Annotated in this window: 9 protein-coding genes; 5 read left to right on the forward strand and 4 right to left on the reverse strand. The window is 70.2% G+C overall.

The features are described from left to right. Window positions 1-14: 14 nt before the first annotated feature. On the reverse strand, window positions 15-239 hold the full coding sequence (locus tag BOSE46_RS15735; protein WP_056212772.1) for a biotin/lipoyl-binding carrier protein: 225 nt from the start codon (window positions 237-239) through the stop codon (window positions 15-17). Next, a complete protein-coding gene (locus tag BOSE46_RS15740; RefSeq protein WP_236551774.1) occupies window positions 239-1,747 on the reverse strand; it encodes an acyl-CoA carboxylase subunit beta in 1,509 nt (502 codons plus the stop codon). The genes BOSE46_RS15735 and BOSE46_RS15740 overlap by 1 nt, the downstream gene beginning before the upstream one ends. Before the next feature lie 169 nt (window positions 1,748-1,916). Between BOSE46_RS15740 and fabG the strand changes: the two genes are divergently transcribed. From fabG to BOSE46_RS15755, 3 genes are read left to right on the forward strand one after another with little or no spacing between them, the layout of a single operon-like run. Next, window positions 1,917-2,672 carry a 3-oxoacyl-ACP reductase FabG gene (gene fabG / locus BOSE46_RS15745; RefSeq protein ID WP_159541130.1) on the forward strand — a complete coding sequence of 252 codons (756 nt, stop codon included), beginning with the start codon at window positions 1,917-1,919 and terminating at the stop codon, window positions 2,670-2,672. 1 nt (window position 2,673) lies between these two features. Then, complete coding sequence (locus BOSE46_RS15750; protein WP_159541131.1) at window positions 2,674-3,699, forward strand: phosphotransferase family protein; 1,026 nt, start codon at window positions 2,674-2,676, stop codon at window positions 3,697-3,699. A 10-nt stretch (window positions 3,700-3,709) separates the two neighbouring features. Further along, window positions 3,710-4,327, forward strand: coding sequence for a TetR/AcrR family transcriptional regulator (locus tag BOSE46_RS15755; protein ID WP_159541132.1), 618 nt, complete (start codon window positions 3,710-3,712; stop codon window positions 4,325-4,327). A 9-nt stretch (window positions 4,328-4,336) separates the two neighbouring features. On the opposite strand, the gene BOSE46_RS15760 is transcribed toward BOSE46_RS15755, so the two are convergent. Both BOSE46_RS15760 and BOSE46_RS15765 read right to left on the reverse strand, forming a co-directional pair. Next, entirely contained in the window at window positions 4,337-4,726 is a 390-nt protein-coding gene (locus tag BOSE46_RS15760; RefSeq protein ID WP_159541133.1) for a holo-ACP synthase, read from the reverse strand. Further along, window positions 4,723-13,731, reverse strand: coding sequence for a type I polyketide synthase (locus BOSE46_RS15765; protein WP_159541134.1), 9,009 nt, complete (start codon window positions 13,729-13,731; stop codon window positions 4,723-4,725). The genes BOSE46_RS15760 and BOSE46_RS15765 overlap by 4 nt, the downstream gene beginning before the upstream one ends. Window positions 13,732-13,922: 191 nt before the next feature. Here BOSE46_RS15765 and BOSE46_RS15770 point away from each other — a divergent pair, with 191 nt between their 5' ends. Both BOSE46_RS15770 and BOSE46_RS15775 read left to right on the forward strand, forming a co-directional pair. Beyond that, the gene (locus BOSE46_RS15770; protein ID WP_159541135.1) at window positions 13,923-14,882 is read left to right on the forward strand and encodes a LysR family transcriptional regulator; all 960 of its coding nucleotides are present in this window, start codon (window positions 13,923-13,925) and stop codon (window positions 14,880-14,882) included. Between the two features lie 91 nt (window positions 14,883-14,973). Continuing rightward, on the forward strand, window positions 14,974-16,578 hold the full coding sequence (locus BOSE46_RS15775) for a M4 family metallopeptidase (protein ID WP_159541136.1): 1,605 nt from the start codon (window positions 14,974-14,976) through the stop codon (window positions 16,576-16,578). The last annotated feature ends 15 nt before the right edge of the window (window positions 16,579-16,593 follow it).

Consider the following 16,593-nt stretch of genomic DNA (forward strand, 5'->3'; position numbering starts at 1 on the left):
ATGATGCCAGACGGTCAGGCGTGGCTCTCGTCGATCTCGATGAGCGGGTCGCCCTCCTGGACGATCTGGCCCACCTCGACGAGGACCTTGCTGACGAAGCCGGATGCCTCGGCGTAGACCGGGATCTCCATCTTCATGCTCTCCAGGACGGCCAGCACGTCGCCGACACCGACCTGGTCACCCTCGCGGGCGACGATCTTCCAGACGTTCGCAACGATCTCGGCCCGCGCAGCGAACATCAGATCGACGACTCGTGGGTCAGCATGCGCAGGGCGGCAGCCATGCGGTCGCGGGTTTCCTCGGGCAGGATCACGTCGTCGACGATACCGGCTTCGGCCGCGATGTAGGGACGCGCGACCTCTTCGCGATAGACCGCGGCGAGCTCGTCGCGCAGCTTGGTCGGCTCCTCTGCCGCCTTGAGCGCGCGGCGGTGCAGCAGCGCCACGGCGCCACCGGGGCCCATGACCGCGATCTCCGAGCCCGACCAGGCCCAGTTGACGTCGGCGCCGAGCGAGGCCGAGCCCATCGCGATGTAGGCGCCTCCGTATGCCTTGCGGACCACGACGGTCAGCTTGGGCGACTTGGTCTCGACGTACGCCTTGAGGAGCTTGGCGCCATGCGTGATGACGCCGCGTCCCTCCTCTACCGTGCCGGGCAGGAAGCCGGGCACGTCGACGAACGTCAGGACCGGCAGGTCGAAGCGGCCGCAGAACTCGACGAACCGGGCCGCCTTGACCGAGGCCTTGGCGTCCAGGATGCCGCCGCGTGAGTTGGGCTGGTTGGCCAGGATGCCGACGGCGTGGCCGTCGAGCCGGCCGAACAGCGTCAGGATGCTCGGCGCGTGCGTCGGCATGAGCTCGAGCCGGGCGCCGTTGTCCAGCACGCCGTCGAGCAGGGCGTTCATGTCGAACACGACGCTCGACTTGTCGGGCACGAGCCCGGGCAGGCGCTCGACCGCGCCGGGGTTGGCCGGCACCGAGCTGTGCCGCTTCTGCGGACCGCCCTTGTGCGTCGGCAGGAACGACAGGAGCAGGCGTGTCGCGTGGAACGCCTCTTCCTCGTTGTCGACCTCGAGGTGCGCGACCCCGCTGACCTTGGTGTGCAGAGCCGATCCGCCGATGTCCTCCGCCGAGGCGTCCTCACCCGTGGCAGCCTTGACGATCTCGGGGCCGGTCAGGAACATCTGGCCCTGCTCCTTGACCATGATGGTCCAGTCCGTCAGCGCCGGTGAGTATGCCGCGGCGCCCGCGCACGGGCCGATGATCAGCGAGATCTGCGGGATCCGCTGCTGGGCCTCGATGTTGTTGGCGAAGATGCCGCCACAGCCGTGCAGCGCGAAGATGCCGTCGTGGATGCGCGCGCCGCCCGAGTCGTTGATGTAGACGATCGGGTAGCCCTTGTCGATCGCGAACCGCTGGGCCTTCATGATCGCGTCGGCCATGACGGCACCGATCGCTCCGGAAGCCACAGCCGCGTCGTGCGAGACGACGACGACCGCGTGGCCGTCAGTCGTACCCCATCCGGCGACGACACCGCTGCCGGCGCCGCCTCCCGCCGTGCGCAACGGCGTCATCTCGACGAAGGAGCCGTCGTCGACGAGCATCTCGGCCCGCTCACGGGCTGTGAAGACGCGCTTGCCCTTGGGCTCAACGCGGGCGAAGCGATCCTGTCGGCGCTGCGTGAGCGTCGTACGGTGATCGGCCTGGTCCGGCGCTGATACCACCGAGGGGGTGTCGAGCTGCGTCACAAGGACTCCTAAAACATGAGGTTTTCCTCAACTATACACAAACGTGAGGAATCCTTCATCTTCTGCGACGGCAATTTCGGTGGTGATCTCGCACACGCGGACGTCGTGCGATAACGTGCGGGAGGAATCACTAAGCAAGCGCTTAGGCGCACCGTCGAAGGAGCAAGCCGTGACCGAAACCCGTACCGCGATCGTCACCGGAGCCGCACGAGGCATCGGCGCCGCCGTCTCGCAGCGTCTCGCCGCCGACGGCTTCCAGGTCGCCGTCGTGGATCTCGACGAGGCATCGTGCGCCGGCACCGTCGACGCGATCACCGCTGCGGGCGGCAAGGCCCTGGCCGTGGGCGCCGACGTCAGCAACGAGGAGCAGGTCGCCGCCGCCCTCGAGCGGATCACCGCCGAGCTCGGTGCGCCCACCGTGCTGGTCAACAACGCGGGGATCATCCGCGACAACATGCTGTTCAAGATGACGGTCGACGACTGGGACGCCGTCATGAACGTGCACCTGCGTGGCGCGTTCCTCATGACCAAGGCCACCCAGAAGCACATGACCGAGGCCGGCTTCGGTCGCATCGTCAACCTCTCGAGCACCTCGGCGCTCGGCAACCGCGGCCAGGCCAACTACTCGGCTGCCAAGGCCGGCATGCAGGGCTTCACCAAGACCCTCGCGATCGAGCTGGGCAAGTTCGGCATCACCGCCAACGCGATCGCACCGGGCTTCATCCAGACCGACATGACCGCCGCGACGGCCGAGCGCATGAAGGTGCCGTTCGACGACTTCATCAAGTTCAGCGCCGAGCAGATCCCGGTCGCCCGCGTCGGTCAGCCCGAGGACATCGCCCACACGGTCTCGTTCCTCGTCAGCGAAGGCGCCGGGTTCGTGTCGGGCCAGGTCATCTACGTCGCCGGCGGGCCCAAGGACTGACATGACGACTGGACCCAAGGGGCTGGACCTCGGCGCGCTGCAGGACTGGCTGGAGCGCGAGCGCCCCGAGCTGGTCACCGGCCCGCTGACGGCGAGCCTGATCACCGGTGGCAAGTCCAACCTGACGTACACGCTGAGCGCGGGCTCCCGCGACTACGTCGTACGCCGGCCGCCCCTGGGTCACGTCCTCGCCACGGCACACGACATGGGGCGGGAGTACCGCGTCATGGCCGCGCTGGCGCCCACGAACGTACCCGTGCCGCAGATGATCGCGCACTGCGAGGACACCGACGTCATCGGCGCCCCGTTCTACGTCATGGAGAAGGTCGCCGGCACACCGTACGGTCGCGCGTCCCAGCTCGAGCCGGTCGGTCCCGAACGCACCCGCGCGATCACCGAGCGCATGGTCGACACCCTCGTGGCGCTGCACGCCGTGGACTACGCCGCGGTGGGCCTTGGCGACTTCGGCCGGCCCGACGGCTATCTCGGACGCCAGGTCGCCCGCTGGAAGAAGCAGCTCGAGGCGTCGACCAGCCGCGAGCTGCCGGGCATGGACGAGCTCGTCGCGCACCTCGAGTCCAACCTCCCGGCCAGCGGCGACGGCACGATCGTGCACGGCGACTTCAGGCTCGACAACCTGCTCGTCGACGACGCAGACCAGGTCACGGCGGTGCTCGACTGGGAGATGAGCACGCTCGGAGATCCGCTGACCGACGTCGCGGTGCTGCTGGCGTACCAGCAGATCGCCGAGATCGCGCCGCGCGAAGGTGCGGCGATCGTGACCGATGCACCTCTTGCGCCGGGCTACCTCACCCGCGACGAGGTGCTGGCGCGGTATGCCGAGCAGTCGGGTCGCGACGTGAGCGACATCGGCTTCCACCTCGCACTGGCGTTCTTCAAGCTCGCGGTGATCCTCGAGGGCATCCACTACCGCCACTCGCACGGGCAGACCGTCGGCGCCGGGTTCGACGGCATCGGCGACATGATCGTTCCTCTGATCGCCGCGGGACGCGCCGCTTCAAGATAGGGTTGCGCGCGTGACGGCCGAGATCCTAGAACCCCGGCGCCGCCCGACGCAGGAGCGAAGCCACAAGAAGTTCGACCACCTGTTGCAGGTGTCGCGCGAGCTGCTGCTCGACGTCGGATTCGAGTCGTTCACCTGCGAAGAGGTCGCGCACCGGGCCGGCCTGCCGATCGGCACGCTCTACCAGTTCTTCCAGAACAAGTACGTCATCGTGTGCGAGCTCGACCGCGTCGACGCCGTTGCCGTACGCCAGGAGCTCGCGAGCTTCGCGCAGGAGATCCCGACCCTCGACTGGCTCAAGTTCCTCAACCGCATCATCGACCACATGGCTGCGCTGTGGGTCAACGACCCGTCACGCCGCGCCGTGTGGCTCGCGGTGCAGTCGACGCCCGCGACCCGCGCCACTGCCGCGGTGACCGAGCGCGAGCTGGCGGGTGAGGTGTCGCGCGCGCTTGCACCCCTCACTCCGGGCACGCCGCGCGAGCGCCGCACGATCATGGCCGAAGTGCTGGTGCACGTCGTCTACTCGATGCTCAACTTCTCGATCCGCGACGGCCAGGAGCACGCCGAGTCGATCATCGAGCTCAAGCGGCTGGTCACGGCATACCTGCTCAGCGCCGAGCACGCCTGACGCGTCGGTTCAGCGGGACAGGACGACGTACGCGATGGCGTAGTCGCCGTCGTGGCTCAGCGACACCTCGAGCTCGTGGTCAGCGAGCCGCTTCGCCACCTCGCCGTGCAGGCGTATGCGCGGGCGACCCCAGGCATCGGCCACGACCTCGATCAGGTGGTGCACGTGCTCGTCCATGACCGGCGGCTCGCCGTAGAGCGACGCCGACCAGGCCTTGATGACGGCTTCCTTCGCGGCCCAGCGCACGGCGAAGTGACGCGCGGCGTCGGAGGGACGACTCCGCACGTCACTTCGCTCACCGGGCAGGAATGCCGTGGCGAACGTGGTGCCGGGTTGTTCCAGCTGGTCCGCGAACGTGGGTACGTGGACCAGATCAACACCGACACCGACGATCGTCACTGGCAGGACGCTCCGAAGTAGACGTCGTCCTCGCCCAGCCGTGCCTGCGGATCCAGGAGCATTCCAGCCTCCCGGTTCCGCACTCCCTCACTGCCGAGGCGCCGATCGGCAGGACGCTCGTACAGCGAGGGACCGCCGTACATTGCCCTGACGAGACGCATCCGACCCTCGATGAGCCGTGCTTCCGCACGGGCGGCGTACGAGTCGCGCTCTTCGCCGCTCAAGGTCGCAAGGAATGCCTGTGGGTGCGCCAGCGCGATGAGGCCGGCGACGTGACCGAAGCCGAGGCTCGTCAGGATGCCCGCCTTGAGCTGACCCGTCTGCAGCGGCTTGCGCAGCCACACCAGGTGCTCGTGCTCGGCGAGGTCGTCCATGACGCAGTCCAGGCTCCGGTTCGGCGGGATGACCCCACCGGACAGGACCTGGCACAGCCCGACGATCTGGAACGCCGCGGCGCCGCCCTTGGTGTGGCCCGTGATGGTCTTCTGCGAGATGACGTAGAGCGGGTTGCCCTCGCTGCGACCGATGGCCGCGGCGAGCCGCTCGTGCAGCTCGGACTCGTTGCGCTCGTTGACGCCGGTCGACGTGTCGTGCTTGGACAGCACGCCGATGTCGTCGGCCGTGAGGCCGAGCGTGCTCAGCGACTTGGCCAGAGCGGACTGACGACCGCCCAGACCCGCAGCGAGCGCGCCCATGCCCGGCGCCGGGATCGACGTGTGCACGCCGTCGGCGAACGAACCGGCGTACGCCACGACGCCGAGGACCGGCAGGCCCATGCGCAACGCGAGGTCACCGCGGGCGAGCAGGATCGTGCCGCCGCCCTGTGACTCCACGAAGCCGCCGTAGCGACGGTCGTTGGCCCGGCTGAAGTAGCGGTCCTCGAGCCCCTTGGCGCGCATGGCTCCCGAGTCGGCGGTCGCGGACATGTCGGCGAAGCCCACGATGCCCTCGACGCTCAGGTCGTCGAACCCGCCGGACACGACGAACTCCGCCTTGCCGAGCTTGATCTTGTCGACGCCCTCCTCGACCGAGACGGCCGTGGTGGCGCAGGCGGCGACGGGGTGGACCATCGCGCCGTACGAGCCGACGTACGACTGCACGACGTGCGCGGCGATGACGTTGGGCAGCGCCTCCTGCAGGATGTCGTTGGGCTTGCTCTCACCCAGCAGCGTGTCGAGGTAGAGCGACTGCATCGACTGCATGCCGCCCATGCCGGTGCCCTGCGTGTTGGCGACGAGCGCGGGGTGGACCCAGCGCATCAGCTCGGACGGGTTGAACCCGCTCGAGAGGAAGGCGTCGACCGTGCAGATCAGGTTCCACAGGCCCACGCGGTCGATCGACTCGACCATCTCGGCCGGCACGCCCCACACCGTGGGGTCGAAGCCGGTCGGGATCTGGCCGCCGACCGTACGCGTGAGGGCCATGCGGCGCGGCACGCGGATCTCGGTGCCGGCCTTGCGGGTCACGCTCCAGTCGCCGTCGGCCGTCGCGGAGATGACCGTACGCTCGGGGTCGGCGTCGCGCATCGCCTGCGCCTCGGCCTCGTTGGAGACGGTGAACGTCAGGTCCTTGTCGAGGAACACCGAGGTGAGCAGCGGGGCCGCGTTGTCGACCATGTTGCCCTCGTCGACGTAGCGCCGGATGCCGACCGCCTCGCGGACCGTCTCCTCGTACCGGTCCACGAGGTCGGCCTCGTCGACCTTCTCCTGGGTCGCGGTGTCGAACCAGCCGCCACCCTGCTCGTCCCAGCTCACGAGGCCTGTCGTCCAGGCCAGCTCCAGGACACCGGCGGCCGACAGCTCGTCGGACACCTCCATCTCGAAGCGTGTGCGCGAGGAGCCGTAAGGTCCGAGCTCGCCGGCGCCCACGATGACCACGAGGTCCTCGGGCCGGGCGTCGACGGGTGCCCAGTCGATCTGCTCGACGCGGTCGAGCTGTGCCGGCGAGGCGGCGAGTGCGGCGATCGTCGCACCCTCGTCCTCCTCGACGGCGGCCGGACGCTCGACACCCTCGGCGAGGGCCTTCATGTCGAGCTTGGCGCCGGCGAGTCCGCCGGTGAGGTCGACCGTGAGCGGCTCGACACGGGCGGCAGCGCGTGCCTCCGTCGTCGCCGTCTCCAGCAGGGCCTCGGCCATCTCGGCGGGTGACCAGGTGCGGACGCCGCGAGCCTCGATGGCCTCGACCAGCGGGTCGTTGCCACCCATGAGGCCCGTGCCGCGGACCCAGCCGATGATGGCGTGGCTCAGCGTGACGCGATCGGCCCACGTACGCTCTGCGGACCAGCGGGTCACGAGCGCGTCGAGCGCGGACTTGGCCTCGCCGTATCCACCGTCGCCGCCGAACATGCCGCGGTTGGGCGAGCCCGGCAGCACGACGTGCAGCGTCGAGGTGAGGTCGCGGTCCTGGATGTTGGCGGAGAGCTGCCCGATCAGGCGCTCGACCGACCACAGCAGGATGCGCATGTCGATCTCGGTGCGGCTGCCCGCATCCGTGAGGTCACCGGCCACCCGTCCTGCGGCGAACGGGAACAGCAGGGTCGGCGTCATGGCCGGCTTGGCCACCGTGGTGACTCCCGCGCGGGTCTGCGTCTGCTCGCTGGAGATCCAGCTCGTCAGCGCGTCCACGTCGGCGTACGACGCCATGTTGGCCGGGACGATCCACAGGGCGGCTCCGGCGACCGCGTGGGTCCGGTAGAGCTCCTTGTAGAACGCGAGGCGCTTCGGGTCGAGGCCCGAGGTGGTCGCGACGACCGTCGCACCGCCCGCGAGCAGCTTGCCGGTGACGGCGGCCGCGATGGATCCCTGGCTCGCACCGGTCACGACCGCGAGCTCGCCGGACCAGGTCTGGTCCGTCGGGCTGAGCGCGTCCGCTGCGATCTGGGTGAAGCGGTCGGACAGGCGCGGGTCGGAGTGAGCCGCGTGCCAGCGTGCCTGCGCCGCGACCACGTCGCCGGCACCGATGAAGCTGGCGTCGACGGTCTCACCTGCGGCGATTCGGGCGAGGTCCTCACGGGCGCTGGCCCAGCGGTCGTCGAGGACGACGGCCTTGAGCGGGTCGAACGCCGGTGCGGTGAGCTTGGCCCACTCGCTGCCGAGCTCGGTCTCGACGCGGGCCAGGATCTCGGCCTCCGCCTCGTCCGTCTCGACGACAGCCGGTACGTCGGTGAGTCCGAGCTGGTCGAGGACCAGTCGGGCCGACGAGGCCAGGACGCCGTCAGGGCCGGTGATCTGCGCGGTGAACTCGCCGAGGGCGGCCGCGTCGATCGTGGCGCCCTCTCCCCCGCCGGTGGACGGCAGGTCGACGCTCACGCCGTGACGCGCGGCGACCGCCTGGACGCTCGCGTCGATCGCGGCGTCGACGTCGGCGCCGGAGGCGAGACCACTCAGCGAGCCGTAGTCACCACCGCGGACGCTCGAGCCCTCACGGCTCGAGAGGGCGAGCTCGACGAGTGCGTGACTCGCCCAGCCCGGTCCGAGCTGCCACACGTCGGAGACGCGCTCGGCAACGGCCGACTGGCGCTTGCCGGTGGGGCCGAAGACCTTCTTGAGGTGGTCGCCGAGAGCCTCGGTGAGCACCGGGCCGAACGGCTTGTAGCCGCGGGCCAGGCCCTTGACCTGCGCAGACAGGGTCGGCAGGTCGGCGTCAGCGGCACCGTCGATGGCGCCGAGGCTGAGTTCGCCACCGAGGTCGACGAGCAGCTGGTTGCGGCGCGAGGACGCACCGTCGCACAGCGACTCGATCGTGTCGGCGGCGCCGATCTGGTCGAGGCGCATCTTGGTCCACCAGGCGATCAGCACCGTGGTGGCGTCGGCGGCGTCGAACGTCAGGTCAGCCGGTCGGGGGCCGCTCGAGGTCGCCGGAGCGGCAGCGGGTGCTGCTGCGGCGGCAGGAGCGCTCGACGCCTCGGTCGGCGCGATCTCCTCGGCTTCGTCGTCGACGACGATCTCCTCGTCGGTCGAGAACACCGCGGCGCTGTCGCGCTCGAAGTTGAGCACCTCGACGGGTCCGCCGAAACGGCCCGGGAGCTTGAGCGTCGACGAGGCCAGGTTGGCCACCGTCGGGGCCTGGCCGACACCGATCTCGATGAAGCGCTCGACGCCGAGCCCGCCCTCGGTCTCCGCGCGGAAGAACAGGTCCTGGGTCTCGATCCAGCGCACCGGGCTGGCGAACTGCCAGGCCAGCAGCTCGATCAGCACGACGCGGCACAGCTCGCCGGGCTTGGCCGACCAGGTCGCGAAGTCCGCCAGGACCGCGTTGAGCGGCTCCGACGGCACGAGATCGGCGATCTCCTGCAGGAACGCCCGGTCGAGCGAGAACGGCTTGGGCACGAGGTTGGGGACGTAGCGGCCTGCGAGGATCTCGGGGTCGATCGTCACCGGCAGCAGCTCGGTCAGGCGGTCGCGGAAGTCCGGGACGCCGTCACGCAGCACCGTGGAGTGGAACGGCACGTCGATGCCGGGCACCAGGATGTAGGCAGCCTTGCCACCGAACTCCTCGCGGCGACGCGTGATGTCCTCCTCGAGGACCTCGAGACCGCGCACCGTGCCGGCGATCGCGTACTGCGAGTCGCGCAGGTTGTAGTTGACGATCTGCAGGAACTCGCCGGACTCCTCGGCGATGCGGTCGACGTACGCCGTGACGTTGTCGTCGTTGAGCCCGATCTGCGCGGGGCGGATCGCGGCGAGCCGGTAGTTGCTGCGGCCCTCGGCGTCGCGGGGCACGAGCGTGTGCATGACCGAGCCGCGCTGGAACACGACCTCGACGACGGCCTCGAGCGGGATGACGCCCGAGACGGCGGCGAGCGCGTTGTACTCACCGACGGAGTGGCCCGCGAGGATCGAGCCCTCGACGAATGCGCCGGACTCACGCAGCTCGGCCATCTGGGCAGCACCGAGAACGGCCATCGCGACCTGCGTGAACTGGGTCAGGAACAGCACGCCGTCGGGGTGCTTGTGCGTCACGCCGTTGGTCACGAGGACCGTCGGGTTGTCGCGGACGACCGTGAGGATCGAGAAGCCGAGCGCGGCCCGGGTGTGCGCGTCGGCGCGGTCCCAGATCTCACGAGCGGCCTTGGAGCGCTGGTACGCCGCCATGCCCATGCCCTGGTGCTGGATGCCCTGGCCCGGGAAGGCGTACGCGGTGCGGGGCGCCTCGAGGCGTGCGGTCGCCGACATGACGACCTCGCCCTCGGCGCGGCACGTGATGTCGACCAGCTCGGCACCGGCGTCGAGGCCGATGCGGTCGGCCTTGACGTCGACCGTGACACCGGGGCGTACGGGCGCGAGGAAGCGCGTCGTCCAGCCCGTGATGCGGCGGTCGGACAGCACCTGCTGCGCGGCTGCGGAGACCCACATGCCGTGCACGATGGGTGCGCCGAGACCCGCGAGGCGGGCAGCCGCGACGCTGGTGTGGATGGGGTTGTGGTCGCCCGTGACAGCGGCGAAGCCACGCAGGTCGGTCGGGGCCGTCAGGGTCGCAGCACCGCGCGACTTGCGCGGGGTGTCGGAGACGTCCTCGCCGAGTGCACCACCGGCGCGGGCCGGATCGGCGAGCTCGCCGGCACCGGTACGTCCGCGGATCGCGAAGCGCTCACGCAGCGTCGCGATCTCGCCACTGGCAGCGGAGACCGTGACGTCGACCGCGACGACGCGACCGAAGCCGGTGTCCTCGATCGAGTCGATGACTGACGAGATCGTCAGGGCGGACGGCGCGACCGGAAGGCTGCCGTTCAGGGCGATCGCGTGATCGAGGTGGACCAGGTCGAGCATGCCCTCGATGACCGGGATGCCCGTTCTCGTGGTGGCCTCGCCGAGCACGGCGAACACCGACGGCCAGGCGAGCCCGACGAGCACGTCGGGGACCGGGTGGACCGGGGTGTGCGCGCCGGTGACACCGGCGTGGTCGGCGATCAAGTCCGGGTCCCAGTCGACGTTGACCGTCGCGCGGCCGTTCGTCACCGTCGGGACCACGCCACCGGCGGCACCGGCGACGAGCGAGGACATCGCGGACGCGGCGACCTCGGTCGACACGATCGGAGCAGCACCGGCGAGCACGGCGTCGTCGACCGAGATGCGCAGCGAGAGCGGACGGGCCAGCGGCACCTGGAGCTCGGCGGTACGACCGTCGATCGCGACGAGCGCGGCACCGGTCTCGGGGTGCTCGGCGCGCTCGGGGTCGACGATGACCCACTCGGCACCGAGACGGTGGACGGGGTTGCGAACCGTGCGGCCGGCCCAGACCAGGTCGGGAGCGGCGAGGACGAGCGACAGGACGTCGCCGGCCTCCTCGACGCGGCGGCGGCCGGTGACGCGCTGAGCCGAGCGACCGGCCGCGAGCAGCCCGTCGATCGTGGCGTCCTCGAAGCGGCGCAGCAGCTCGGCGACGGGCTCGTCGACGCGGTCGATGCCCGCGACGGAGACCGTGCCGGGGATGATGCAGACCTCGTCGGCGGCGTAGCGCGCGTCGTGCGCCTGCCACAGCGAGTCCGAGCGCCACCAACGACGTACGTCCTGGTCGAGGACCGGCACGAAGTTGACCGGCTTGCCCGGCGTCCTGCACTGCTCGACGAAGAACAGCACGTCGGCCGGGTGGAGGATGACGCCTTCGGCGTTCGGGTATGCCTCGACGAGCGTGGCCAGAGCCTGTGCACCGTCGTCGACCAGGGAAGCCTCGGCGAACAGCGTCGGGATCGTGCCACGGTCGGCCTCGTTGAGGCGGGCCTCGGCACGCTGCAGCATCGCGTGGAAGCGATCACGGATCGTGACGTCGAGCCAGGTCGGCGTGCCGGACAGCTCGAGGTAGCGACGCAGCCACTGGGCGTACGTCATGGTCTCGACGTCGCCGAAGTAGGGCTTGGCGGTGCGGTTGAGCGCCTCGATGATCTCGTCGCGGCGCGCGGCGACTGCCTTGGCGTCGCCGGCGACCTCGTCGAGCAGCCGGCCCGTGCGGGACGCGGTGTTGTCGATCTCGTGGATGTCGGCGCCGAGCTGGCTGCGGCCCGAGGCCATGCCACCCTTGGCGCTGCCCGCGCCGACCCAGGTGCCGGTGCCGCGGGTGTCGACCAGCAGCTGCTTGACCTCCGGGGCGGTGGTCGCCTCGAGGGTCGCCATGGCGGCGGTGCCGACGAGGATGCCGTCGAGCGGCATGACGGGGAAGCCGTGACGGCGGGCCCACTCGCCGGTGAGGTACGCCGAGGCGACCTCCGGCGTGCCGATGCCGCCACCGACGGCGACGACGACGTTGTCGAGTCCGCGCAGCTCGCCGTACGTTGCGAGCAGCAGGTCGTCGAGGTCCTCCCACGAGTGGTGTCCGCCGGCGCGGCCGCCCTCGATCTGGACGATGATCGGCGTCGGCGCAACGGCCTTGGCGATCGCGAGCACCTGACGGATCTGCTTGACCGTGCCGGGCTTGAAGACGACGTGGGTGATCTCGGCGGCACGCAGTTCCTCGACGAGCGCGACGGCGTCATCGAGCTCGGGGATGCCTGCGGTCACGACGACGGCGTCGATCGCGGCACCGGCGGCGCGGTGACGCTGCACGAGGCGCTTCTGGCCGAGCTGGAGCTTCCAGAGGTAGGGGTCGAGGAACAGCGAGTTGAACTGGTACGTCCGGCCGGGCAGCAGCAGCTGCTCGAGCTCGGCCACGCGGTCGGCGAAGATCTCCTCGGTGACCTGGCCACCACCGGCGAGCTCGGACCAGAAGCCGGCGTTGGCCGCGGCGGCGACGATCTTGGCGTCGACGGTCGTCGGCGTCATGCCGGCCAGCAGGATCGGGGACTTGCCGGTGAGGCGGGTGAACCGGGTCTCGACGTGCAGCTTGCCGTCGGGCAGCGTGACGACGGTCGGGGCGTAGGCCGACCACGGCGTCGCCAGGCGCGGCGCGGCACCGGCTGCGGTCAGCTCGCGGTGGCCGCGGCGGGTCGTCGTCGCGATGATGCCGGCTCCGCGGCTGCGCAGCTCGCGAGCGGACAGGCGGGCGGCGATGTCGGAGGGGCCGAGGTCGAGGACCCAGGTCGCGCCGGCGTCGAGCGCCGACTCGAGCGACTCGACCCAGTCGACGGGGTCGACGATCGAGCGCATCGTGAGCGTACGGGCGCGTGCGCCGTCGAAGCCGCAGGCCTCCGCCCAGGTGGCGACCAGGTCGGCCGCCTCGGCGAGGTCGGGGTGGTGGAACGCGAGCTGCGCGGGCAGCGGCTCGAGGACGGGCGCGAACGGCGAACCGCCCGTGACCTTGCGCTCGCGGTCCGACTTCTCGGCAGCGGCGACCTCCTCGAGGCGGGCCTCGACGACGCGCAGGCTGTCGGCCGGGCCGGAGAGCACGACGCCACGACGGCCGTTGCGCAGGCGCGACACGACGCGCAGCGAGGCCGGCAGCTCCGCGAGGATCGCGTCGATGCGCTCGGGCACGACGTTGGAGACGCTGAGCATCGTGGAGCCGAGCAGCCCACGGCGGCGGCCGACGAGCTGCGCCGCAGCACCCATCAGGCGGGCGAGGGCGAGCAGCTCGACGTCGTCGACACCGGCGATCGACTGGGTCGCGAGGTCGCCCTGCGAGTGGCCGATGACGGCCGCCGGAGCGGTGACCTGCGTGTCGACGCCCTGGCGGTGCAGCGCGCGGAGACCGGCGAGCTGGGTCAGCAGGATGCCTGGTACCGAGGCTCCGGGTGTATCCAGCACCGCGGAGCTCGGCAGTTCGGGAGCGTCGTCGTCCTCGGCGGACTCGCCGACAGCGATGACATCGGCCCACTCGAGGGGCGTGAACGTCACGCCGACCCGTGCGAGCTCGGCGGCGACCGGAGCGAGACGCTCCTCGGCCTGCGACACGAGGGTCTCGAGCTCGGCCTCGAGCGCGAAGTCACGGATCAGACCGGCGAGCGGCTCAAGCCATGGGGCACCTTGGCCACCGAACGCGATGGCGTACGGAGTGCCGGATGAGATGCGATCGACGAGTGCGCCGCGGCGCTCGGTCGGCTGGGTCGTGGCAAGCGGGGTGTCGATGGTCGTCACGTGGTGTCCCTCTGGGTACTGCCGTCGCTGGATCGACGGGCGGTCCCTCCATCATCGCAAAACATGAGGGGTTCCTCAAGTTTAATGCGAGGGTTTCCTCATGTTTCTTCGGAGATCTGGCTCACACGAGCGCTGAGATTGGCACGCGCGCTCGCGGCGACACGCGGATAAGGTGGCCCGAGGGGGATCACATGGAGATCGAGACGCGCCATCTGCGCATGGTCAAGGCCGTGGCGGACGAAGGCAGCATCACGCGTGCCGCATCCACGTTGGGCACGACGCAACCCGCGCTGACGCGACAGCTGCGGCGCATCGAGGACAACCTCGGCGGTCCGCTCTTCGAGCGCTCACACGCCGGGGTCGAGCAGACCCCGCTCGGGCGGCTGGTCGTCGGTCGCGCCACCGCGGTCCTCTCGGTGCTCGACACCCTCAAGACCGATGCCTCGAGCCTGCGCACCGCGCCGGCCCAGGTACGCATCGGCGTGCGCTTCGGCAACGCCCTGGTCGGCCTCATCCGCGGCCTGCGTGCGACGCTGCCCAGCACCGAGATCGTGACCGAGAGCGAGACCCGCATCGACGGCTTGCTCGACCTGCTCGGGTCGCACCGGATCGACTTCGCGGTGATCCATGAGTACGTCGGCAACGAGATCCCGCTCGACCCACGGCTGCTCGTACGCCCCGTGGGCTGTGAGCCGGGCTTCGTCCTGATGTCGGCCGATCACCCCCTCGCGGATCGCGGCGAGCTCGAGCTCGCCGACCTGGCCGACGAGACCTGGCTGCTGTCACCTCTCGACGTCGACCGCGAGGCCGACTGCATGACCCGCATCTGCTGGGATGCCGGCTTCACCCCCAAGATCGGCCACTACCTCAGCGACGGCCTCAGCGTCGAGCTGATCCGCGCGGGCGAGGCCATCGCGCTGAGCACGCCGACCAACCGCGACTCCGGCATGGTGCTCAAGCCGGTGGCCGGCACCCCGATGCAGGTCCGCCGCCTGCTGCTCACCGAGCGCGACAATCCCTTCGCCGAGCACCTCGACAAGCTCGCCCGGTTCACCGCGGACGTCCTCACCGAGACGCTGGAGCGCCAGCCCGTCTACCGGTCGTGGCTCGACCGCCACGGCCCCTTGGCGACGACTCGTCCGCGACCCTGACCTGCGCCCGATGGCATGGGCATCTGGCATGACCCAACGCCTCTCGATGTGACTAGCGTCACGCCTACGTCAACCGAGAGGACCACCACTCATGAAACATGTCTTTGCCATCGGAGGAGCAACCCTCCTCGTGGCCGGGCTGGGCGTTGCCACGCCCTCTCTGAGCGCAGCGGCCGACAGCAGCGGCGATCCCGCTGTCGTGGCCAAGGAGTACATCCAGGAGCATCCCGGCAAGGTCGAGGGCACGTCCAAGGACAGTTACCAGCTCGTCGACACCGTCGGCTCGAGCAACGGTGCATCGCACGTACGGTTCAACCGTACGTACGCCGGCCTTCCGGTCCTCGGTGGCGACCTCGTGGTCCACCTCGACGCCGCCGAGAACCCGCAGAGCGTCTCGGTCGCGCAGACGGAGCCTGCTGCGGTGAGCACGACGCCCAAGGTGCCGGCGTCATCGGCAGCCGACCGGGCCCGCGGCGAGTTCTCCGGGCGCACGGTCTCCAAGGCGGGCTCGCCCAAGCTCGTCGTCGATGCGCGTCACGGCAAGGCGGTGCTGGCCTGGCGCTCCACCGTCACCGGCGTCCAGGCGGACGGCCAGACGCCGAGCCGGCAGGTCATCGTGACCGACGCCAACACCGGCAAGGTCCGCAGCGCCGATGAGACGATCCTGACGCCGCTCAAGGTGGGCACCGGATCCCATCAGTCCGCGGCCGCACCGAGGGCGGGCGTCGCGGCGACCGGATCGGGCCGCGGCATCTTCGTCGGCACGGTGTCGCTCAGCACGACCGGCAGCGGCAGCAGCTACACGATGGTCGACGCGGCGCACGGCAACGGGCGTACGTGCGACCTCAAGAACCGGACCTCCGGGACGTGCACGACGTTCGCCGACTCGGACAACTCCTGGGGCAACGGCACGGTCAGCGATCGCGCCTCGGCGGGTGTCGACGCCCATTACGGTGCGGCCAAGACGTTCGACTACTTCAAGTCGAGCTTCGGCCGACAGGGCATCTTCAACAACGGCAGCGGCGTGCCCTCGCGCGTCCACTACGGCAACAGCTACGTCAACGCCTACTGGGACGGCAGCCAGATGACGTACGGCGACGGTGCGGGCAACCGGGCCCCGCTGGTCGAGCTGGATGTCGCGGGCCACGAGATGTCGCACGGGGTCACCGAGAACTCGGCCAACCTCGGCTACTCCGGTGACGCCGGCGGGCTCAACGAGGCCACCAGCGACATCTTCGGGACGATGGTCGAGTTCTACGCCAACAACCCCAGCGACGCGCCGGACTTCCTGATCGGCGAGGAGATCGACATCAACGGCGACGGCACCCCGCTGCGCTACATGGACGATCCGCGTCGCGACGGCGCGTCGTACGCCTGCTGGAGCACCTCGGTGCCCCGCTCGGACCCGCACTACTCCTCAGGAGTGGGCAACCACTTCTTCTTCCTGCTCGCCAACGGCAGCGGGCAGAGCACGTACGGCAACAGCCCGACCTGCAACGGCTCCAGCGTCACCGGAATCGGCCGGGCCAAGGCTGCGGCGATTTGGTACAAGGCGCTCACCGAGCGCATGACCAGCACCGAGACGTACGCCAAGGCGCGGGTCGACACCGTCGCCGCCGCGACATCGCTCTACGGCGCCTCGAGCGCCGAGGTCGCTGCCGTCAAGGCCGCGTGGTCGGCGGTCAGCGTCAACTGACCCGCTCCACAAGCG

Source organism: Aeromicrobium sp. 9AM, assembly GCF_902506105.1.
Classification (GTDB): Bacteria; Actinomycetota; Actinomycetes; order Propionibacteriales; family Nocardioidaceae; genus Aeromicrobium.

Bases quoted from the DNA above. Each gene is read 5' to 3' on its own strand.
- BOSE46_RS15750 (WP_159541131.1), top strand. From the start codon at position 2,674: ATGACGACTGGACCCAAGGGGCTGGACCTCGGCGCGCTGCAGGACTGG.
- BOSE46_RS15775 (WP_159541136.1), top strand. From the start codon at position 14,974: ATGAAACATGTCTTTGCCATCGGAGGAGCAACCCTCCTCGTGGCCGGG.
- BOSE46_RS15735 (WP_056212772.1), bottom strand. From the start codon at position 239: ATGTTCGCTGCGCGGGCCGAGATCGTTGCGAACGTCTGGAAGATCGTC.
- BOSE46_RS15770 (WP_159541135.1), top strand. From the start codon at position 13,923: ATGGAGATCGAGACGCGCCATCTGCGCATGGTCAAGGCCGTGGCGGAC.